At 36.6% G+C, this 21,538-nt stretch carries 22 protein-coding genes; 19 read left to right on the top strand and 3 right to left on the bottom strand.

Going from position 1 to position 21,538, the window contains the following annotated elements; all coding sequences use genetic code 11:
* Positions 1 to 94 precede the first annotated feature (94 nt).
* Positions 95 to 1,060 carry an IS110 family RNA-guided transposase gene (locus ACEXOE_RS22245; protein ID WP_394751080.1) on the bottom strand — a complete coding sequence of 322 codons (966 nt, stop codon included), beginning with the start codon at positions 1,058 to 1,060 and terminating at the stop codon, positions 95 to 97.
* Positions 1,061 to 1,421: 361 nt separating this feature from the next.
* On the opposite strand from ACEXOE_RS22245, the gene ACEXOE_RS22240 reads away from it, so the two are divergent.
* The 6 genes from ACEXOE_RS22240 (at position 1,422) to ACEXOE_RS22215 (ending at position 6,353) form a co-directional block, all read left to right on the top strand.
* Complete coding sequence (locus ACEXOE_RS22240; RefSeq protein WP_394751079.1) at positions 1,422 to 1,967, top strand: zinc metalloprotease; 546 nt, start codon at positions 1,422 to 1,424, stop codon at positions 1,965 to 1,967.
* 49 nt (positions 1,968 to 2,016) lie between these two features.
* Complete coding sequence (locus tag ACEXOE_RS22235; RefSeq protein WP_394751078.1) at positions 2,017 to 2,805, top strand: PhzF family phenazine biosynthesis protein; 789 nt, start codon at positions 2,017 to 2,019, stop codon at positions 2,803 to 2,805.
* Between the two features lie 13 nt (positions 2,806 to 2,818).
* A complete protein-coding gene (locus tag ACEXOE_RS22230; RefSeq protein WP_394751077.1) occupies positions 2,819 to 3,451 on the top strand; it encodes a LysE family translocator in 633 nt (210 codons plus the stop codon).
* Between the two features lie 259 nt (positions 3,452 to 3,710).
* Positions 3,711 to 4,508 (top strand): hypothetical protein, encoded by a 798-nt coding sequence (locus ACEXOE_RS22225; protein WP_394751076.1) that lies wholly within the window; start codon positions 3,711 to 3,713, stop codon positions 4,506 to 4,508.
* Between the two features lie 42 nt (positions 4,509 to 4,550).
* On the top strand, positions 4,551 to 5,126 hold the full coding sequence (locus tag ACEXOE_RS22220) for a hypothetical protein (protein WP_394751074.1): 576 nt from the start codon (positions 4,551 to 4,553) through the stop codon (positions 5,124 to 5,126).
* A 114-nt stretch (positions 5,127 to 5,240) separates the two neighbouring features.
* Entirely contained in the window at positions 5,241 to 6,353 is a 1,113-nt protein-coding gene (locus ACEXOE_RS22215) for an FG-GAP repeat domain-containing protein (protein WP_394751073.1), read from the top strand.
* Between the two features lie 227 nt (positions 6,354 to 6,580).
* Here ACEXOE_RS22215 and ACEXOE_RS22210 read toward each other — a convergent pair whose 3' ends face one another.
* Complete coding sequence (locus tag ACEXOE_RS22210; RefSeq protein WP_394751072.1) at positions 6,581 to 7,660, bottom strand: bile acid:sodium symporter family protein; 1,080 nt, start codon at positions 7,658 to 7,660, stop codon at positions 6,581 to 6,583.
* A 528-nt stretch (positions 7,661 to 8,188) separates the two neighbouring features.
* Here ACEXOE_RS22210 and ACEXOE_RS22205 point away from each other — a divergent pair.
* The 4 genes from ACEXOE_RS22205 to ACEXOE_RS22190 all read left to right on the top strand — a co-directional run bounded on the left by ACEXOE_RS22205 (position 8,189) and on the right by ACEXOE_RS22190 (position 12,350).
* Positions 8,189 to 9,235 (top strand): S41 family peptidase, encoded by a 1,047-nt coding sequence (locus ACEXOE_RS22205; protein ID WP_394751071.1) that lies wholly within the window; start codon positions 8,189 to 8,191, stop codon positions 9,233 to 9,235.
* Between the two features lie 133 nt (positions 9,236 to 9,368).
* Entirely contained in the window at positions 9,369 to 9,893 is a 525-nt protein-coding gene (locus ACEXOE_RS22200; RefSeq protein ID WP_394751070.1) for a hypothetical protein, read from the top strand.
* A 210-nt stretch (positions 9,894 to 10,103) separates the two neighbouring features.
* Positions 10,104 to 10,898, top strand: a complete 795-nt coding sequence (locus tag ACEXOE_RS22195; protein ID WP_394751069.1) for a cation transporter — start codon at positions 10,104 to 10,106, stop codon at positions 10,896 to 10,898.
* 195 nt (positions 10,899 to 11,093) lie between these two features.
* A complete protein-coding gene (locus ACEXOE_RS22190) occupies positions 11,094 to 12,350 on the top strand; it encodes an alpha/beta hydrolase (RefSeq protein WP_394751068.1) in 1,257 nt (418 codons plus the stop codon).
* Positions 12,351 to 12,449: 99 nt separating this feature from the next.
* Here ACEXOE_RS22190 and ACEXOE_RS22185 read toward each other — a convergent pair whose 3' ends face one another.
* Positions 12,450 to 12,809 carry a dihydroorotase gene (locus ACEXOE_RS22185; RefSeq protein ID WP_394751067.1) on the bottom strand — a complete coding sequence of 120 codons (360 nt, stop codon included), beginning with the start codon at positions 12,807 to 12,809 and terminating at the stop codon, positions 12,450 to 12,452.
* 506 nt (positions 12,810 to 13,315) lie between these two features.
* Here ACEXOE_RS22185 and ACEXOE_RS22180 point away from each other — a divergent pair.
* From ACEXOE_RS22180 to ACEXOE_RS22140, 9 genes are all read left to right on the top strand, one after another.
* A complete protein-coding gene (locus ACEXOE_RS22180) occupies positions 13,316 to 14,296 on the top strand; it encodes an acyl-CoA thioester hydrolase/BAAT C-terminal domain-containing protein (protein ID WP_394751066.1) in 981 nt (326 codons plus the stop codon).
* Complete coding sequence (locus ACEXOE_RS22175; protein WP_394751065.1) at positions 14,289 to 14,759, top strand: hypothetical protein; 471 nt, start codon at positions 14,289 to 14,291, stop codon at positions 14,757 to 14,759. Before ACEXOE_RS22180 ends, ACEXOE_RS22175 begins: the two co-directional genes overlap by 8 nt.
* A 180-nt stretch (positions 14,760 to 14,939) precedes the next feature.
* Positions 14,940 to 16,067, top strand: coding sequence for a helix-turn-helix domain-containing protein (locus ACEXOE_RS22170; protein ID WP_394751064.1), 1,128 nt, complete (start codon positions 14,940 to 14,942; stop codon positions 16,065 to 16,067).
* A gap of 108 nt (positions 16,068 to 16,175) precedes the next feature.
* Positions 16,176 to 16,763: a hypothetical protein gene (locus ACEXOE_RS22165; protein ID WP_394751063.1), complete on the top strand. Its 588-nt coding sequence runs from the start codon at positions 16,176 to 16,178 to the stop codon at positions 16,761 to 16,763.
* Between the two features lie 563 nt (positions 16,764 to 17,326).
* The gene (locus ACEXOE_RS22160) at positions 17,327 to 19,363 is read left to right on the top strand and encodes a serine hydrolase (protein WP_394751062.1); all 2,037 of its coding nucleotides are present in this window, start codon (positions 17,327 to 17,329) and stop codon (positions 19,361 to 19,363) included.
* 180 nt (positions 19,364 to 19,543) lie between these two features.
* Positions 19,544 to 19,849 carry an antibiotic biosynthesis monooxygenase gene (locus tag ACEXOE_RS22155; protein WP_394751061.1) on the top strand — a complete coding sequence of 102 codons (306 nt, stop codon included), beginning with the start codon at positions 19,544 to 19,546 and terminating at the stop codon, positions 19,847 to 19,849.
* 101 nt (positions 19,850 to 19,950) lie between these two features.
* Positions 19,951 to 20,199 (top strand): redox-active disulfide protein 2, encoded by a 249-nt coding sequence (locus ACEXOE_RS22150; RefSeq protein WP_394751060.1) that lies wholly within the window; start codon positions 19,951 to 19,953, stop codon positions 20,197 to 20,199.
* Between the two features lie 126 nt (positions 20,200 to 20,325).
* On the top strand, positions 20,326 to 20,883 hold the full coding sequence (locus ACEXOE_RS22145; protein ID WP_394751059.1) for a Crp/Fnr family transcriptional regulator: 558 nt from the start codon (positions 20,326 to 20,328) through the stop codon (positions 20,881 to 20,883).
* A gap of 130 nt (positions 20,884 to 21,013) precedes the next feature.
* Positions 21,014 to 21,538 carry a hypothetical protein gene (locus tag ACEXOE_RS22140; RefSeq protein ID WP_394751058.1) on the top strand — a complete coding sequence of 175 codons (525 nt, stop codon included), beginning with the start codon at positions 21,014 to 21,016 and terminating at the stop codon, positions 21,536 to 21,538.

Genomic DNA, 21,538 nt, shown 5'->3' with positions numbered 1-21,538 from the left:
TTGTAACACCGGTAGGATATTTTCGTTAACTTCAAACCGGAGTTGTAGAAAAACTAGGGCACAACAAAGAACTGAGCTAAAAAACAACTCAAATTCAGTTTAGTTTCCCAACGTAATTCCTGTCATAATTCAAACCTGATCTAGCTATTCCATAAGCTTGTTTTATCAACTTGTTACAGACAGCGATCAAGGCCAATTTTTTACTTTTGCCCTTCAATACTATTCGGTCAAATAGTGCCTTACATTGCGGGTTATGGACACTGGCCGTAAAACTACAGAGAAAAAGATGATTTCGTAACAGAGGGTCCCCTATTTTACTTATTCTGGTTTTCCCGCGAACACTGGAGCCCGAACTCCTTTCATTTGGAGCAAGGCCAAAAAATGAGGACACCTGGGATGCACTTTTAAAATCTCGAAAACCATTGGTGGAAACTATCAAGATCATGGCCGTCTTTTTGCCTATGCCCGGTATTGTGCCGAGTCGTGCATAAAGACTTTTTTCATTTCGCTTTATCAAAATCTCGATCTCGGATTCGAGCAAAGCTATTTCTTTATCCAATTGTTTGACCTGACGCTTTATCGATCTCAAAATCTTTTTAGGTCCCAACCCACTTGTCAATAACGAGTGCAACATATTCTTTAAAGCCGTTCGCTGCTTGAAATAAAGTCTAATGGTGCTCTGATATCTCTTACATTCGGTGATATACGAAGTTCCGGGAAACCAAAGTTCCACCTCCTGTTCCAAAGCATATCGGTAAATCATCTTTGCGTCGCTCCTGTCCGTTTTGACAAGGTTTAATTTCATCTGTATAAATCGTTTGATGACCAAAGGGTTTATAACACTTGACCTTATTCCCTCCTTATGGAGATATAGTGCCAAACGTTGATGGTAACAACCTGTAGCTTCCATTACACACCAATGATTCTTTGAAAGTCTTTTCTTGAACAATCTAAAGCCTTTGACATTGTTCTCACATTGAAAATGACCATTGGAAGGATCATAAACATCGATGGTATCTTTTGAAATATCGATTCCAACAAAAATTGTACTTTTAATCATAACTTGTTTTTATAAAGAACAATACCAATTTCATACAGCATCCTGAAAACAGGTTCAAAAGACCTAAAGAACTGATCGTATTGTATTGGTAAAAGAGCGGGGATTTGCATTGTTGACGGAATCGGAAGTTCCTACGGCTATCATAACCTTACTCCGCTCTTTTGTTCTTTGATTAATATTGGATAAGTTAATAAGAAAACAAACTTAGGATGGCTATACTTAATTGCTTGAAAGTGTTTAAGGAGTACATGCGAAATTCTAACGAATTTCCGAGGCACCGCCTTTCTTTATGCACTCCACCCCCAAGTAACTGCCCATTACCAAAACCATTGCCATTCATTAAAACAAACCCTCCCCTAAAATGAAGTCTATAGATTTAATTAAATATGTTGGAGTATTGATTATTGCTACTTTTCTAACGTTCTTCTTTCACGAAATGAGCCATTGGATAGCCTATGAAGTATTAGGGTATGATGCTGGATTCACCCTGAATGGGGCTTCAGTTAAAGATACTTCAATTCAGCTAACTAAAACCCATCGCATAATCGCAAGTGCTGCTGGCCCCATATTTACAATTATTCAAGGAATCGTGTTTTATTTTGTGCTAAAAAAGCATAAAAACATAATGCTATACCCATTTCTGTTCCTACCCTTTATTATGAGGTTGGGAGCAGCTTGGGCAAACCGATTTCAGCCAAACGATGAAGGAAGAATTAGTCTTGATTTTGGCTTAAACCTATATGCAATTTCAACCCTTGTAGTTGCATTTCTACTTTTTTTAGTATTTAAAATTTCAAAGAAAAATAAATTCTCTTTAGCTCAAAATAGTATCACATGTATAGTTTCAATACTACTATTATTTAGTCTTGCTTTTATAGACGCTAAATATAAAATCAGGTTTGTTTAAAAGCTCGTTGGAAATTGATTTGGAGAAACGCAATAGAGAAACGGATAACATGGAATTAAAGTACTATCAAGTAGATACATTTACCGATCAATTATTTGGTGGCAATCCAGCAAAAGTCGTGCAACTTGAACGCTGGTTAGATGATGCATTACTTCAAAATATTGCAAGGGAAAATGCCGTAGATGCCACGGCCTTTTTTGTAATACATGAAAATGATATCGCCTTAAAGTGGTTTACGCCTGATTTAGAATTGGATTTATGCGGACATGCAACATTAGCAACCGCGCATATCCTAATACAACGAGCAGCTTGCGATAAAAAGACTATTGAATTTAGTTCTAAAAGTGGAAAGTTGTATGTGGAGTTTGAAAATGATTTGTATGTAATGAATTTACCTCGAAGAAAACCTGTTAAAGCTAAATTACCCCATTTTATTAAAGATGCTTTACATCAACAACCCAAAGAAGTTTTGAAATCAAGGGATTATATTTTAGTGTATGAAAGCGAAAGCGACGTCAAGAACATTAAAATTGATAAAAACATCTTCGATAAAGGAAATATTGACCCCGGCGGAGTAGCGATTACGGCCAAAGGAGATAATTCGGATTTTGTTTCAAGGTTTTTTATTCCGCAAGCCACAATTTTCGAAGACCCCGTTACAGGTTCATTACATGCCTCATTAACGCCTTATTGGAGTCAAGTTTTAGATAAAAAGGAAATGATTGCTACTCAATTGTCATCTCGTCAGGGAAAATTATATTGTACTGATCTTGACGACAGCGTTTTAATTGCCGGAAAAGCAAAAACCTATTCTGAAGGAATCATAAAAATAGAATAAAAACAGTATACATATGATGCCAATTAATGACTTACTTTTATTTGGATTAGCCGCTTTGATCATGGTACTATCACCGGGGCCAAATATGATTTATTTAATTTCAAGATCGCTATCCCAAGGAAAAAATGCCGGAATCATCTCGCTTTTTGGGGTAATGTGTGGATTCTTATTTCACATCCTAATGGTTTCCTTTGGATTGACTGCCATATTTTTTGCCATTCCCTATGCCTTTGCCGTGGTAAAGTTTTTAGGAGTGGGTTATCTACTGTATTTAGCATACAATTCCATTACATCTGATCACAAAATCTTTGATGCCAATAGGAATTTAAAGTCTGACAAACCCTTCAAACTATTTAATATTGGCCTCATGACCAATATTCTAAATCCTAAAATGGCCGTATTCTACCTTTCCTTTTTTCCACAGTTTATAAAACCGGAAAATGGTTCAATTTTAAGTCAGAGTTTCCAATTGGGACTCGTTCAAATAATGATAAGTTTCGCAGTGAATCTATTGATTGTCATTTCCGCAGCGAAAATGGCAACTTGGTTCTCTAAAAAACCCATTTGGCTGCGAATTCAAAAGTGGTTTATGGCTTCAGTACTGACCGGACTTGCGGTGAAGATGGCACTGACAAAAGCGAAATAATCAGTTTGCACAATAGGGTGTTACGCAATGGCGATTTAAGGGAAAAACGAAAGATAAAACAAAGGTTAGTATAAACGGAAAGGCTTGTGAGTAGTAATCCTGAATTGCCCATACAAGAGCCCGTTGGGCCACATTGGAGAAAAAATTTATGAGACAAATTTCAATTTTAGTGCTACTACTAGTATTCAGTTGTAAAACGGATAAAAAAACAGCATGTAATTATATAACGGACTATTATCAAACCATATACAAAGCCGACTTGGAATTTGAAACCAAGAATTACGAAAAGGCATTTGAACTATATCAAGATGCTTTTACTTGCTGCGAGGCAAAAAATACTACGAACTACAACGAGATTGGAAAATTCACGGAAAACGCTGCTATTTTAGAAAAATTCGACATCACCTATGAATACGCAAAAAAGCAAATTTTACATGGTGTGACATTAAATTGGTTTGAGACTAACGAAAATTTTAATGAATTCCTTTCATCTGACTTTGGACAAAAGTTTGTTTCTGAATACCAAAAACTACGTAAAGAATTTGAGAATAATGCCGATTTTAAACTTCGCGATGAACTCGTTGCGATGCGAGCGGAAGACCAAATGCATCGAGGTGGAAATGGAGAAGCGGATTGGGCCAAACAGGATAGCATCGATAACGCTCACGAAACGCGATTGATTGAAATTTTTGAAACCATGGGTTATCCGACAGATAAAGTTGTAGGTCCCCATACTAGGGATTACCCCGTTGATATCGGACTTTTTATGCTTCACACAAAGGATAGTATCCGAATGAACTATTTTGTACCAAAAATCAAAGAATTTGTCATCCATGGAACTGCTTCACCAAGAATATTGGGCACCATGATTGACCAATATTATTTGTATAATGATCAACCACAAATTTATGGAACATATCGGGCGCAAGGGGGTGGATATGCCGTAATGATTGATGATCTAAAGAAAGTTGATCGTAACCGAATTTCTATTGGTTTACCGCCATTGGAACTGAAAGAAAGAAAAGACAGTTTAATCAGAATCAAATATGGATTATAAAACAACATGGCATCACAGTGCTAAAAACAATCTAAAACGAAATTGAATATAAAAGCGAGGAAAATACTAGTTATAAGTATAAAAATCTTAGCGGTTTTAGGATTTCTTTTGACATGCTTAAGTCTTGGAGGTAGAACTTATGGGTTGAGACTGCCCAATAGAAATAATTACGCTGTCATAATTGGTTTAGCTATGATTTCACCTTTTCTAATTTATTTGTTCTCTTCAAAGACTAAACAGAAAAAAATACTAAAAAACAAGCCTATCGATTTGAACAAAATTGGACTTAGTACAATTGAATATTCTGAGAAAAAATCAAAAGAAAATATTTTTGAGATTTATGTGAAAAACGAAACATCTGAAACGCTCATTATAAACAGGAATTCATTATTAGAATCTAATAGTTGGTATATTTTCACCATAGATAAATACAAACCCATTTATTTGAGTAATGGAATTGAATTCCATATTGACACAGTACTGAATTTAGAAATAGTTGATTTGAGGAATCAAATAATAGGATTCGAAGAGGACTATTTTCAAAAAAATAATGTGCCTGAATATGTGAATTGGGCATGTATTATTGCCGAACCGAATAAAGGAGTTGCCATTGAATAAAAACACTAAAATCTGCGACTACACATAGTGGCGGCCGTTGCCAACAACTAGAGAAAAAACTTGTAACAAAAACTATTAGTTCCCGTCAAGTAAACCATATAATCAAGCAATCACATGAAACGATTACATTTAATACTTATACAGGTAATTTTATTGACTTCTTTGAGCTGTTTTTCACAAGAAACATCTTTTATGAATGCTGATGGAAGATTTTCAATAGGTACGCAATCGAACAGGACAGCTTCTATAACATTATTTGATATTGACATGGATGGAGATTTGGATGCGCTTGTTGCTAATGGACGTCATTGGGCCGAACAAAACTATATATATTATAATGGTGGATTTGGTGGTTTCAAACTAGCACAACCAATTGGAAGATTTTTAGCTGGTTCATACGCCATAAAAAGTGCTGATTTTAATAATGATGGTTATATGGATATCGCTGTAGCTAATGACAACGTCGATAACAAACTCTACTTTGGCTCTTCTGAAAATAGCTTTATGAAAGGGATTACATTTGGTAAAAAATCACGTTCAAGAAACTTGGAAATTGCAGATATGGATAATGATGGAAATATAGATTTGATTTTATCCAACAGAAATGAGAAAAATGAAATTTATTTGAATGATGGAACCGGTGATTTTCAAAAGCGGGTTTCTTTTGGAAATGATACCGATCAAACAATTCAAACCAAAATTGTGGACATTAATGAAGATGGTTTTCTAGATATAATAACTGCCGAAAGAAATACTACCAATAAAATATATTTAAATGATGGAAAATTGAATTTTTCAAAAATTCTTGAGTTTGGTAAAGCAGAAGACCAAACCCGTTCCATTGATATTGGAGATATCAATAATGATGGATTTTTAGATATCGTAACAGGAAACTTAAACGCAGCAAATAAAATATTTTTTGGTAGTAAAAAGTTAAGTTTTAAAGAAAGTTACTCCTTTGATATAAAACGTGAAACTTCATCCATCAAGATATCTGATTTAAATAAAGATGGGTTTTTAGATATCATCACAGGCAATTTTGAAGATAGAAATTATGTGTATTTAGGAAGTGAAAACGGTACATTTAAAGAAGTTGGATTAAGAGAGGATCTAAAAGATGATACGTACAATATTGAGATTGGAGATATTAATGGTGACGGGTTTCCTGACATTATTGAATCAAATTCGGGCTCTTGGAACTTATATTACAGAACTCGAAAAAAATAACGGTTGCTAACAATCGCCCTAATTCAGTGCTAAGGCTCTTCCTTAAAGAATATTAGCTACTTTTAATAAAAAACAGCAGCAAAAGAAATGATTTCGTCTCGCAGTTTCTACCATAGTTCATGGCTTTTTGCCCATCAAGGCTATTAAAGGCACACTGAAACCGTAAATTACCCTTGTAAACAATAGCAAAAATCGCGTTAGACACCATATAAACACTACTTTGCTAATCATTTTGAAGTGTCAACCGGTTTTCCTCTCCACCAAGTAGCAAGGGAAGAGCCCGTAATATTCATCATAGGCCCGAAAACTGCCGGGGCCAGCCCCATCGTAGCCACTCGTCCCATTTCAAGGGCAATCCCGGAAGCCAATCCACCATTTTGCATACCTACTTCAAAAGCTATTGTTCGAGCAGATTTTTGATCCAATCCAAGAAGTCTACCAATTCCATATCCTAGAAAATACCCCAGCATATTATGAATTATGACTACGATGATCAAAGTTAATCCTATAGTCAATAATGCATCTCTTCCCGATGCCGTTATGATGGTTATTATAATAGCAATCCCTGCCATGGAAACAATGGGCATGATCTTGTCCAACCACTTGAATTTACCGCTAAAAAAGTGGTTGAAGACCAACCCGAGTATAATAGGAATAATGACAATTTTTAAAATACTCATCACCATTCCCAAGAAATGAATTGGAACCAATTGGTTTGCCAATAGTTTCATTAGCATAGGTGTCAAAAGAGGGGCCAATAGCGTAGCAATAGCGGTAAGCGTAAGTGATAAAGCCAAGTTTGATTTGGAGATAAATGACATTACATTAGAGGCCAATCCACTAGGGGAACAACCCACCAAGATAATACCCGCTGCAATTTCCGGTGGCAAGCCCGAAATAGTGGCTAGTCCGTATCCCACAAAAGGCATAATCGTAAATTGACAGATAATCCCAATAAATACACCTTTCGGCATTTTGATAACCCCTACGAAGTCCTTAAAACTCATAGATGATCCCATTCCAAACATAATTATCATTAACAAAGGAACGATTAATCCTTTAAGGTCAAAACTTCCAACTTTAGTAAAAACACTAGGATAAAACATAGCGGCCGCAACGGCCGCAAAAATTAAAATAGTATAGGATAGACCTTTTAACAGGGAATGGGCACGAATAGAAATTGCCAGACCAATAAAAAATATGACTATTGGGATACCTGTTACCGCTCCCTTATCTAAAGTTAGCATTACTATAGCTATGATTGCTGTCACAATCGTAGAAAAGGTGGCTATTTTATATATTCCCATTATAATTCTTTAAAGGCATGGGCGCCCATTAAACATTTTAAGGAGTCCTTCCTATTTCACAATGTCAACAAGGAACACCGCGGACAGATTGCCTTGGTAACTTGTACGAAAATAGGGTATTCTGCTAAAAAACAGCAAATCCTGTAAAATTTAGTACCCGTAATTGGCATTCATTTATGTTTAGTGGTTCAATGTCCTCCACAAGATATTCCCTAAATGGAGAAATCCAATTCACCGAACCAGGCCCAAAACAATGATTAAAGTACTGAAAAAGTAAAAATGCTGCTCCATATGGGATAACAAAGCGGCATAGGCTATAGCAATTGCTAAAAAAGTCGGCTTTAGCTCAACATCATCCTAGAATACTGTATTCAAAAAAGAAACAGGGTTAACCCCTATCACATTAAGGCTGCAAAGAAAAAATGAATACGTCCAGATTTTTTTTTCTAGACATTCTTCGCCCCTTTTTTCTTGAAAACCACGGAAACCCCCTATAGTTTTAGGGCTTGAATCACAAAAAACGAAATCATGAAGTTATTATTTTCAAGTATTGTCCTAGGCTTTTTTCTTTGTACTTCTTTTACCTACAGCCAGAACCCACATTTCACCCTAAAAGATAGCATCCATACTTTTTACGCTTCATTATTCCAAGCCCTCGAAGAAAATTATTTAAATACAAAGAGTGTAGACTGGCCTATTGTAACGTCCTACACAATGGAAGAGGCACTGAAGAGTACAACTTTTGAAAAATCCTTGGAATCTTCTGTTAAATTATTCGATACCATCCAAGGGGATCATCTGGCACTTTTTTCCGAGAAAAACTGGTACAAAAGTACCTTGGGCAAACCAATTACCGCAGAACAATTCAATCAAAGCTTGGCCGATGCCTACACCAACAACAAACCCTTTGAAGCCAAAGTAGTCAACAAAAACTATGGGTATGTGCTGATTCCAGGAATGTTGCTCAAAGATGCTACTAGGGAAGAACTTGACGAAGCTGGCCAAAAAATATATGATGCCATTGTTAAAATTGATAACGCCAACAGCATTAAAGGATGGATTATTGACCTACGTCTAAATATTGGTGGTAATTCCAATGTAATGCTGGCCGGACTAGCCCATTTATTGGGAAATGGCACTACTTGTCTTAGTTTGGATATCAATAACAACGTAAAAACCCTTACCAGTCTCTACGAAGGCGCCCTCTATGAAAATCATAAGGTGTTGAACGCTGTACAAACAAATTCCAAACCAAAACCCCATATCCCCGTTGCTCTGATATCCGGAATCTTGACCAACAGCGCGGGAGAATTTGTTATTTTGGGTTTTAGAGGCCGAAAAAACACGATTGTAATCGGTGAGGAAAGCCACGGTAGTACTACAGCCAATGACCTCTATGAAATGCCATTTGGCATAAAAGCAGCGATTACGGAAAGCTATGGAACAGATAGATCTGGAACCTTCACAAAAACTATTGTCCCCAATATAGAAGTGATCAAACAAACCAACTTTGAAGATTTATCCAAGGATAAAAACATCATTGAGGCCATTATGTTTATAGATTCCAAACAATAAACAAATGGTGCTTGTATATTTGAATTGCACTTTCAAACTTTTCCCTATCTTTCGGTTAGCGCAAAAGTCCATAGTTAAAGGGCTGCTATGCGTCTTTGGCAGTACCATTGGCATACCGATATACCCAAATGGAATGAAAAACTTTGAAGAAAGATTAAAAGGCGGGCATCCTAATTCGTTGGGAAATACGGTTGAAATTGTAACCGAAGTATTGGCCGAAAACAGACACTTTAAAGAACTTTTCAACTGCTATTTTAGCTCTGATGAAATTGTACGTCTTCGCACTTCAAATGCAATGAAACGAATTTGCAAAGCAAAAAAATCAATGCTTATACCGTATATAGATCAATTTTTAACCGCTATCGCCCAAATTGATCAAGCTTCAACACAATGGACCTTGTCCCAACTATTTGGAATGCTCAAAAAGGAAATGAGTGAAACTCAAATTGTTCAAGCGAAAAAAATCATGAAAAATAATTTGGCCCATCATAGCGATTGGATCGTCCTAAATCAGACGATGGATACCTTGACCCGATGGGCAAAAAATGATGCTGAATTAAAAGCATGGCTACTACCGCATTTGGAACGATTGACGGCAGATGAACGAAAATCCGTTTCAAGTAAGGCCAGAAAAATGAGGGACATATTGAACAGCTAAGTAGGTGTCCCAACAATAGCTACAATTCTTTGTCATAAGATTATTAAACAGAAGGTCTTCTTCTGCAATTTGTATATTTGGAATATGGAAAAATCAGCACTTGGCGGTTTTGTTTTTCCTCAGGAAAGCTAGTCACATTCGGGGGCCAACTTTCCGTAACAGAAGCATTTCCATATCATTGTGGCCCATATTCAAAAACTCAAAATTTGAATGTACAAAACTATATTTGAGATTACCAAAATGGATTGTCCCTCAGAGGAAAATCTAATTCGAATGAAATTGGATGGAATTTCAAGTATTACGCATCTGGACTTTGATATTCCCAAGCGTGAACTAACTATTTTTCATCTTGGAGAAATTGACCAAATAGAAAGTTCAATTTTAGAACTGAACTTAGGTGGAAAGAAAATCTTGACCGAAAAAACCAATCAAACCGATTTTGGAGAAAAGATAGACCAGAAAAAACTGCTTTGGACAGTACTTGGAATTAATTTTACATTTTTCCTTGTAGAAATGACCGCAGGATCCATTTCAAAATCAATGGGACTTATTGCCGACAGTTTGGATATGCTTGCAGATAGTTTCGTTTATGGCATTAGCTTATTTGCCGTTGGTGGAACTTTAACCAGAAAAAAAAGGATTGCCCAACTTGCGGGATACTTTCAAATTACCCTTGCGATTATCGGATTTATTGAGGTTCTAAGACGCTTTTTTGGACGAGAAAAACTACCTGACTTTTCTACTATGATTATCATCTCAATTTTGGCCTTGATCGCAAATGGAATTTGCCTTTACATTTTGCAAAAATCAAAGAACAAAGAAGAGGCTCATATGAAAGCGAGTATGATTTTTACTTCAAACGATGTTATTATCAATTTAGGGGTCATTATAGCCGGGGTTTTAGTAAACGGACTAAATTCTAGCATACCAGACCTTATTATCGGAACAATTGTCTTTATTTTGGTCATTCAAGGCGCCTTTAGAATCTTGAAGTTAAGTAAATGAACAAAAAACACTATCCCAAATACTATATTACGCACTCCTATGGAGTTCTTATAAAGGAATTCATTGCAATTTGTTATCTTTCGGTGACAACATAAAATCATAGCCGACCCTCCACATTGTGTCTTGTACCGCACTATTACAGAACTTAGAAGAAAGTAGAACTGACAAATAAAAAATAAGAAACCCCGACTACCCATGAAGAAAATCATTTTTCTATTATGTATTGTGACTTCCCTTGCCAACTGCCAACAAAAAGACGATAAGAAACAAGACATTCATAGGCCAGAGAATGCCCTCGAAGGTAAAAAAATAGACACTTTTTATACCAGAATACTAGGTGAGGAACGCCCTATATGGGTGCACATTCCCGAAGGTTCGGATAAGACCAAAAAATACCCTGTACTCTACCTACTTGACGGAAATGCCCATTTTGAGAGCGTAAAGGCGCTAATGAAACATTTGGTACGATTTAATCAGATTCCAAATATGATTGTTGTGGGCATCCCCAATACCAATAGAACCTTAGATCTAACTCCTTCCCGTATGGCGGTATCTCGAAACGGAGATCCCATTCCAAAAGGAATCAATGGAGGCGGGGAAGCGTTTACCTCTTTTCTGGAAAAAGAGCTTATCCCCTATATCGAGAAAACATATCCTGCAACATCCCATAAAACCTTTATTGGCCATTCCCTAGGAGGATTACTGGTTATAAATACCTTGATACACCATCCCGAAATTTTCGATAATTATATCGCCATAGACCCAAGTCTTTGGTGGAATAATCAAAAGTTATTGAAAGAGACCAAAACCGTGTTGGAACAAGAGCAATTTAATAACAAATCCTTGTTTGTTGCCGTAGCGAACACCATGAGGGATGGAATGACCATCACTAAGGTAGAAAAAGACACTTCGGATGCTACCATGCATATACGTTCTATATTGGACTTTACAAAAACTACCGCGAAGAATACCCAAAACAAATTGCGGTTTGATTGGCAGTATTACGAGAAGGAAAATCATGGCAGTGTTCCTTTAATTGCAGAATACGATGGGTTAAAGTCGGTGTTCTCTTGGTATCATTTTAATATCAATGATGAATTTCGAAAACCTATTGCAACTCCGGAATATTTAATCGACTTTATAGAAAATCACTACGCGAAAGCCTCTGAAAATTTTGGGTATACCGTGAAACCCGAAGAAGAATTCATCAATCAATTGGGGTATCGATTTTTGAATCCAAACCCCAAGTCAAAAGCAAAATCATATGCTTTTTTCAATTTAAACATCAAGAATTACCCCAATAGCGCCAATGTTTATGATGCCATGGCAGATTATTATGAAGAACAAAGTGATTTTGGCAATGCGCTTAAAAACGCCATAAAAGCCTATGAGTTAAGCAATAGCGATGCCCATAAGAACAGAATAGAAAAATTAGAGCAACTGATCGAATAAGTCTTTATAAAAAACTAGGAATAGAAGTACTCCTTAGCCAAAAACGGAATATAACATTCCAGCTATCAAGAAATGTCTCGGAACAGAAAAATCAACCTCTTAAATCCGCAATAATTCTTTGGCTCGAATGGCTTCAACAATCTTAACCGTTACATATTTGTGACTATTGAAAAAAGCTTTTTTAGAGGTTAATTGAATTGTGGCCACTAGGCTACCATCCTTCTTCTCTTTGATTGAAGTCACCTCCACTTTCCTACCCCTTACATTCTTATAGTTGGCAATTCCTCCTCTTTTGATAATGAAGTTGGGTCTTGGAAAATTAATGTATTCATAGGTATTATGATCCACCTCCCCTATGAAAAAAACATCCCCTATCTTAACATTGGAGTCAGTATTCTGCGCATACATAAAAATTGATGTTAAACTAAAAAAAAGACTAAAAATTAAACGATTTCTCATAATAATGGACTTAAATTATCAATACCACAAAAATACTTCAAATTTAAGTTTTTAACAATGGGCAAAATGTTAAGTATCTACTCCAACTTTACAAAGACTACCGTCCCTTAAAGGGGAACTACGATAATGAGACTATAAAGATGAAATTGGTGCAAGTGTTTTTATAAAAATCCCCATAGCTTCCCTATTCGGTTTGTATTTGCTAAATTCGGTATTTACGTAGCTGTATCCATCCCATAAATTGCCTTAATGAGGATTCTTAGAAACCAACAACTAGTACATTGGTGTACATGCTGACCTGTTAAAAGAAATAAAGAGATACCTTTACGTTCACCAGACTAAAAAAACAATTTAAACAAATCCCATGATATTGAATAGATGAATTGAACCTATTAAAAATGCCAGCACCCTACAAAAATGAAGTTCGTAAATTTTAGCATCGGTACGGGTTCAAAGCATTCCTAAGAAAATTTCAACTATTATAGCTATAGCAACAGTCAAAAAAAGTGAAAAAAAACAGAAAATACAGTATCTCCATTGGACTAGCAGTAGTTCTTATTGTGGGATATTTAGTCGCTGATTCCATTTTATTCGACGGAGTAAGATCCAAACCCATACATGAAAATGGGTTTCAGGCCAACTACTTTGCACAAGATGGAATAGAAAATAAAACAACAATAATTCTTATTGGTGGCGGCCGATGGGGAGATTATTGGGCACAGGAATTTGCAAAGAAGGAAATGGTGGGTTTATCCCTGCCCTATAGCGGAAAAGAGGGTTTGCCAAGACTGCCCGAAGCTATAGATCTGGAATACTTTGAACGTGCAATAGAATGGTTGGGAAATCAAAAGGAAGTCAATTCCGATAAAATTATGGTAATGGGGGCCTCAAGAAATGCCGAATTAGCGTTGGTCCTAGCTTCCACACTTCCTAAAATGATCAGTGGTGTTATCGCCTATGCTCCAAGTGCTGTTTCTTGGTCCAATACGGTTTTACCCTATAACTCCAATACCTTAAAGCCCAGTTGGCGGTATAAGGGTACAGCGATTCCTTATTTACCCATGGAAAAAATTAAGGGTGATAGCTCCAATACAATACAAATGATACCCTATTGGGAAAATGGGTTAGCCAAAACAGGTTTAGCCGATAAAGCTGCTATTCAAGTAGAACAGGTCAATGGCCCAATACTACTCTTTTCCGGAATTGATGATAAGGTTTGGCCCTCCGTCAAAATGGCCGATATGATTGAAAAGAGGTTGAAAGAGAACGATTTTCAATATCCCTTTAAAAATATCAAATATGAGGATGCAGGTCATCTAATTTCAACAAACCCAGCGCAAAATTCAAATACTAAGCTTGGACAGCTCCATATTGATGGCAGGGACTATGAATATGAATTTGGAGGTACCGATGATGGAAACTTCAAAGCAAAAAAAGATGCGTATGCCCAGGTATTTAACTTCTTATCAAGCTTAAAAAATGAGTAAAGAAAACAACAAAACACGCCTTTATGCATATGGCTTAACCGTTCTACTCTCCTTAATAGTGCTTCTGGATTTTGCCTTGCCGGGCAAGGTATTTACCGAGGACGTGCTAGACATCAAAAAAACAAGGCAAAATTATTACAATGCTGCTGGGAATTACCACTATTCTTACAAAGTCGTGACTGCTGAACATCAATTTTTGGTATCGGAAGATTTTGCAAAATTGGCTCAGGATGAAAAAATCGCCTATTCGGTTTCCTGGTTGTTTAAAGAAGTAAACCGGCATAGATTGCCTGCCAATGGGGTCAGTAGCATCTATTCGCTGAGAATGGCATCTGGCTTAATTCTTCCTCTCCTGGTGATTCTTATGATTGCCATTGCCTATGGATACAAAAAAAGAATGAGCAGGTTGATATTCGTACTTCAAGTGATATCAGTACTTAATCTTATCCTACTATTACAATGAATGGAAAAAGAAATTGAATCGATGGAATGGTTAATAATACTATAAAGTTCTGCTGCAGAAGGTAATCAAATGGAGAAAAACGCTAATTTGAATCCCTCAAATGGGTGGGTATACCAAACCCTTGCGCCCAATGAGAACCAAATGAACATTTCAAAATAGTAAAAAGACCGTATTTATTTCATGGACTTAGTGGTAGATTTCTTCTTAGTGAGCGGCATTGTCGTTATTTCGATCATTTTATTTCAGCTATTTAGAATACAGAATAAAGAATTGCCCCAAAACATATTAATGGTACTCTTCTTCCTTCTGTTTTCCGTTGCTGTTTATTTTTATGCCCTCTTGCATAATATCATTGGGCTGGCCCGATTTTTTTTCCTTCCAAATGATATTGCCACAACGGTTTTAGGTCCCTTAATATTCCTGTATATACAATCACTATTCTTGGAAGAAAAGCAGCTGCTAAAGCGCCATATACTGCATTTTATGCCCGCGTTCCTATTTGCACTTTGCATTAGCCTTCCTACCTTAATATACGGTATCTTTAAAATTGAGGCTCTTGCCTATACGCACTCCAACTTTATTCGTACCCTTATTAAAGCTGAAAGTCTATATTTTATAGGATACCTTATGATTTCATTACGATGGTTAGCCAAGTATAGAAGGTGGACCAAATATGCCTATTCAAATCTGACAAAATTCGATTTTCATTGGGTAAAGGTGATGCTTTTGTCGGCATTGGGTATTATGAGTATTGATTTTGGGTTTAAACTATTTGAATATTTTGCCGGTGACTTTTCATGGAATGCTGATTTCATTTCTGTATTGGCTATGATTGTTCTAGTGATGTATTTAGGATATTACGGGGTGAATCAATCTAAAGTATTGTTGCCTTCTTTTGTAGTACAGCTTGAAGCAAAGCCAAAAATAGGTACAGAAAACAAGATTATTTCAACAGCAAAACGAGAAGAATTCAAAACTTTAAAAAACAAACTTGAACTTCTTTTAAATACGGACCAACCCTATTTGGACGAAGAATTAACCTTAGGAAAATTAGCCCGGCAGATCGCTACAACAGATAAAACGCTTTCCATTCTCTTAAATCAATACATGAATACAACATTCTATGATTTAATCAATAAATATCGAGTTGAAGCTGTAAAAGAAAAAATAAGCTTGATGCATTACAAAAACTACAATCTTTTTGGCATTGCATGTGAATGTGGTTTTAAATCAAGAACCAGTTTCAATAGAACTTTTAAAAAAGAAACAGGGCTTTCACCTTCCGAATACAAAAAGAGCATTCTTTAAAAACTATTCTATTTTTTAACGTAAAATAACATACCAATGCTTCTATTGGTCAATCCAATTGGCGATTAGTTTATTGATTTGTAATCAAATTTTTAAACCATATCAAAGATGAAAAAAATCGTATTGACCTTATTCTTTTGTGCCCTTACACTAGCGGCGAAATCACAAAAAACCCCTCAGGCATCACCGCATCCCGCTGTAGAAAAATCCGTTTTCGGAATCCAAACAGGATATGCGGGATTATGGATTCACCATGAATTAAAATTATCCCGTCAGCTTGCCTTACGAACTGAACTTGGTCTGGACGCTTATGAAAATGATGATTTTTTCCCAGATGCCAGTTTCTTACTCACTACAGTTATTACTATGGAACCGCGGTGGTATTATAATTTTGACAATCGTGCCCTTGCCGGAAAACGAATAGACGGCAATAGCGGGAATTTCTTTGCCCTTAAAACCAGTTTTCGCTCAGATAACTTATTAATAAAATTTGGGAAAGATAGTCGTGCCGAAATCGTGGACAATCTAGCCATAGTACCCACTTGGGGGATCCGAAGAAATGTTGGCAAACATTTTAATTATGAAGCTGGCATAGGAGTGGGTTATATTCATTTCTTTTCCAAGAACTCCGGCTTCCCAAAAGACAGAGGAGAAGCTACCATAAATTTGCATTTGCGCATTGGATATCAATTTTAACGGTGGAACCTTGTAGAAACTCCTAACCAAAATAATTCCTAAAATGAATACATTAGACTATGGCATATCCTTTAGGGAAAAAGGTTTTGGTTAGGAAAACATAAAAAAGAAACTACAGGAGAAAGGTTTTAAGATGTGGAAACATTGTACTATTTAAAGAAATCAGATGAAATTTTTCTAGATCAATCCATTAACTATAGAAGGTCCAAGTCTATCCAGAAATACAATAATATCATGAAAATGCTAGCACTAGTGCCAAACTTCATACATCTTGTAGGTATATTTTTGGTGATGCACCAATGCGTTTTTGGAGACTGTTCCCGATATGGAGTTTAGCGCCTTCGGAAAATAAGTAATGTAAATCAGGGAATTCAAAAAAACAATTAAGATTTCCTTCGTCTTTAGCAGGAAAGGGTGGTTTTCCTATCCATACTTTAACGAAAAAAGCAGGGTACGGTGTATGTAAAATGTAGAAAGAATCACCTATTTAAGGATATCTCAACTGTAACATTCTAAAAATTAGTTTATCTGTATAGCGTAATAACCTCAATATTCGTTTCCTTATGAATTCATCAGTCCAAACTCGTTTTTCTTATCCCATGTTGATTTTGTGTTTCTTTTTAATTCCTTATTCATTGGCCGCAAATACGGTAGATTTTAAGGCTTATTTCTCCAATGGAGCTCAAGCTTACGCTTACCCTATCCCTGCTATCACCATTGATGGAAAGGCCGACGATTGGCCAAATACGCTGAAAAAGTATCCTATGGCCATTTCTCCTTATGGTGCCCTTCCAAACGATAACGACCTTAAAGCTTATTTTCAAGTTGGACATAATTTAAATGAACAAGCACTTTATATTCTTGTGAACGTTATAGACGACCATCACATCGTTGACACTTCCGAAAATGCCGCATGGTATACACAAGATAGCTATGCTTTATATCTCGATCAGCAACACGATTGGAGTGGTTCTGACGTAACATCATTTCAATTCGGCGAAAATTTCAAAAGTGTCATCAATAACAGGAACAATGCAGATCTAGGGGTAAAAAAACTAGATTGGGACAATGTAAAAATGGCGATGTCCCGATCGAACAATACAACAATCTATGAGATAAAAATACGATTGGGAGATCACTTAAAATTGAATACAAGCATTGGATTCGATCATGGAATAATAGATAAAGATCCCGAAGGAGATCTTAGTTTTATAAGCTGGGGAGCAGGAGGCGAAAAAGAAGGACAACCTACACGGCTTGGAGATATTATCCCTGTGGCAGCGAATACCAAAATTGCCGAAATGAAAGGCAAGGTGTCGTGGCAAGATACCACCCTAAAAAAAATGCCGGATAGGGTGGCCATTTTTCACGAAACCTACGAAAAACAGTGGACCGTAGCCGAAGTGGATAGCCTTGGAAATTACAATACGCTATTGCCCGAAGGTACTTACCGTGTAAAACCATTTTGGGAGTTCCGGGACCAGTACCGAATTGATTTAAAAAATAGCACGTCGATCGTAAATTTAGGGTCTGGCAAAAGCAATCAAGCTCCAGCGCTAAAACTATTGCGTAAAGTGCTTCCTGATCTTATACCGGAGCAAGGAATCATTGAAGATTTTAATCCGGACAATCCCGCAGAACTCGATAATTTTATTACTACCTATCAGGACCATTTCATCATCCCTGGAGTCTCTTTGGCCGTCATAAAAGACGGAAAAGTGGTCTATCACAAAACCTATGGCGAGAAAAATACGGTTACAAAGAAGGCTGTTACCAAGAAAACACTCTTTGAAGCTGCTTCCATTACAAAACCCGTTTTCGCCTTTGCTGTATGCAGATTAGTAGAAAAAGGGATAATTGATCTTGATCGCCCCTTATATACGTATTTGCCTTTTGAAGAGATCGCTCATGATGAACGATACCAATTAATTACGGCCAGACATGTACTGAGCCATCAAACAGGCTTTCCCAATTGGGCATGGATGAATTCAGATGGAAAAATAGATATTAAATTTACTCCCGGCACGGCCTATGGATACTCTGGGGAAGGCTTTGAGTATTTAAAGCGGGTGGTCTCCAAAATAACAGAAAAAGACATTGAAATTGTTCTAGAGGAAGAAGTTTTACATCCATTGGGTCTTAAAAACACCTATTTTTCAGAGAATGCGTATTTAAAAACGCACGTGGCCAATGGCCATTATGGTAGATTCCCTACAAAAGCAGATCTTCCCAAAGAACCAGGTATGGCGTATTCCATGCATACAGAAGCCCTTTCTTTTTCCAGTTTCGCACTAGGTCTTTTAGAACGAAAAGGGCTAAAAGCGGAGACCTATGACAAGATGTTGTCCCTACAGACACAAGTAGATATGGAAAAAGCCGAAGAAGGATGGGAAGAACATTTTGGATTGGGCATAGCGATAGAAAAGACCCCCTTTGGCCCCACTTTTGGGCATAGCGGAAGTAATGGGGATTTTTTGTGCAAGTTTAAAATTTACAGTGCGCTTAATGCAGGGTTTATCATTTTTACCAATAGTGACAATGGAAATAATTTGCATGCCGCTCTTGAGGCGTTTTTGATTACTGGAAAAACAAAGCCCTAGTTTTAAGAAAAGCTATTTCCTTGGCTCACAGGAAAAAGTTGTTGTCGCTATTAGTGTGCCCTATGGGTTTTCCTTTCCGTTTGTATTTCCTAAATTAGGGGTTTATACGCTCGGTAGTATGGAACACCAATCTAAAAGACTAAGGAACTAAACCATAGGAGCAATAGACATTAGGCAATTATGATGACAGCAAGAATTTGGGAAGGATATACTAAAATAGAGCAGGCTGCGGTGTACACGAAAATAATAGTGGAGCGTGATATTCCCAACTATAGGGAAACTGAAGGTTTTGTAAAACTGAATTTCCTAAAGCGTTCGGATACCCAATATACTTACTTTAAGTTGATAACGGTATGGGAGAACCTAGAAGTCATAAAGAATTTTACGGGTTCAAATTTTGAAAAGGCGGTTGCCTATACTGCAGATGCCGAATATTTGGTTGATTTCCCAGGAAGTGTCATGCATTATGAAGTTTTTGCTGAATAGGCGCACACCTCAGCAAGATAGATAAAGTACCCTGAAGAAGCATTTCTAAAAAATGATGGCTTATACCCAACTTACAAAATCCGCTAAAGAAAAACGAAAAAATGAAGTTACAGGAAAAAACAACAGAAAGACTTGAAGGAGAATTAAGAGGGTTAAAAGCAATAAACGGAGCCCTAATAGGCGTCTTAGGGGCACTATTTATAGTGTGTTTGTGGGGGTTATTTTTCACCGAAGACAAAAGCGGAACTTTTAGTGCCTTGATTGTTGTACCTATAGCCTTAAGTGCAATTATTCCCTTGAATTATGGAAATATGAACAAAATTAAAGCCGAACTGAAATCTAGGGAATAAACAAAAAGACTTCACTCCTCCCCTTTTTGAATAACGTACTGAAATTATGGGTTGAACACCCCATCATGCCCATCCTATCGGATATAGGGTGTACGTAAACGCAATAAAAATTAAATTCATAAAAAAATGCAAAGCCTACTTCAAGAAATAAGCAACCGATGTTTCTTAACCCCTGAATTACAAATAAGAATCACGAACAGTTTTGAAGAAAAAGAAACTAAAAAAGGGGATAAAATCCTAAGTCAGGGAAATAGGGCCAACTATCTTTATTTTATTAAAAAGGGGGTTTTGCATAATTATTATTATCATGACGATAAACAGGTTTCTTCTTGGTTTTATCCGGAAAACTTATTTATTACCTCATGGCACAGTTTTTATGCCCAAAAACCAAGCTTTGAGGAAATTGAATGCTTGGAGGATTGCATTTTATTTCAAATTAGCTATAACAACTATCAAAGGTTAATTGCAGATTTTCCTTCTTTTGGAAATTTTGCCCGCCTGCTTGCTGAAGAAATGCTTACGTTTATTGATGAATTCTCTAAAGGTTGGTCTTTTCTGAGTGCAAAGGAAAAATACGATTTGCTTTTAACCTATTTTCCCGATATTGAACTAAGGGTAAAACTAGGTTATATTGCATCGTTCTTAGGGATATCGCAGGAAACCTTAAGCAGAATACGACGATAACCCTTCTAGTACTTGCAACACAGCGATACGGAAACGCTGGTTGATTTTACCTATCATAGCTTACATATTTTGACATAGGTCAAAAAATAGTGCCTCAATCTGTCCCATCTTTGTAAAAAAGCAGTTAATCATGAAAAATTCAACACTTGTATTCAGAAGTTTAGCTATCATAATTTTCTTAGCAGGTATGGCGCATTTGGTGAGTTATACGCCGCAAGAAAAACCATTCGACCATGGTTATGAAGAACCCATAGATCTAGATCAAACATCACCCCCTATCGAAGATGTAGGTGAAGAGAAAAAAACAAATGACAATTCGGGAACCTACCAAATCGTTGGCAAATGGAAGGTTACCTATACGGATAAAGATTTTAAAGGAGCGGTGATCTATGACATTAAAAAAGAGGGAAGGATTTTTAATGCATATACCTACCAATACCAAGATGAAAAAGGGAATACTGAAAAAGCTGAAGGCACAAAAACCTTAAGCATTAAAGAATTTGACGGTGATACAGGGAAGGGTATTTATAGTGTTGCGTATGAACAACAGCAATATCAAGTGGATTGCAAAATTGATGTTCTGGATGAAAACACCTTTAAATTACAGTATGATTATTTTGGTTATGGTGATAGTGAAACCTGGAAAAGACAATAA

The sequence above is a fragment of the Spongiimicrobium salis genome (assembly GCF_043678055.1).
Taxonomy (GTDB): Bacteria; Bacteroidota; Bacteroidia; order Flavobacteriales; family Flavobacteriaceae; genus Spongiimicrobium; species Spongiimicrobium salis.
This window is presented reverse-complemented; position numbering and strand designations above follow the sequence as displayed.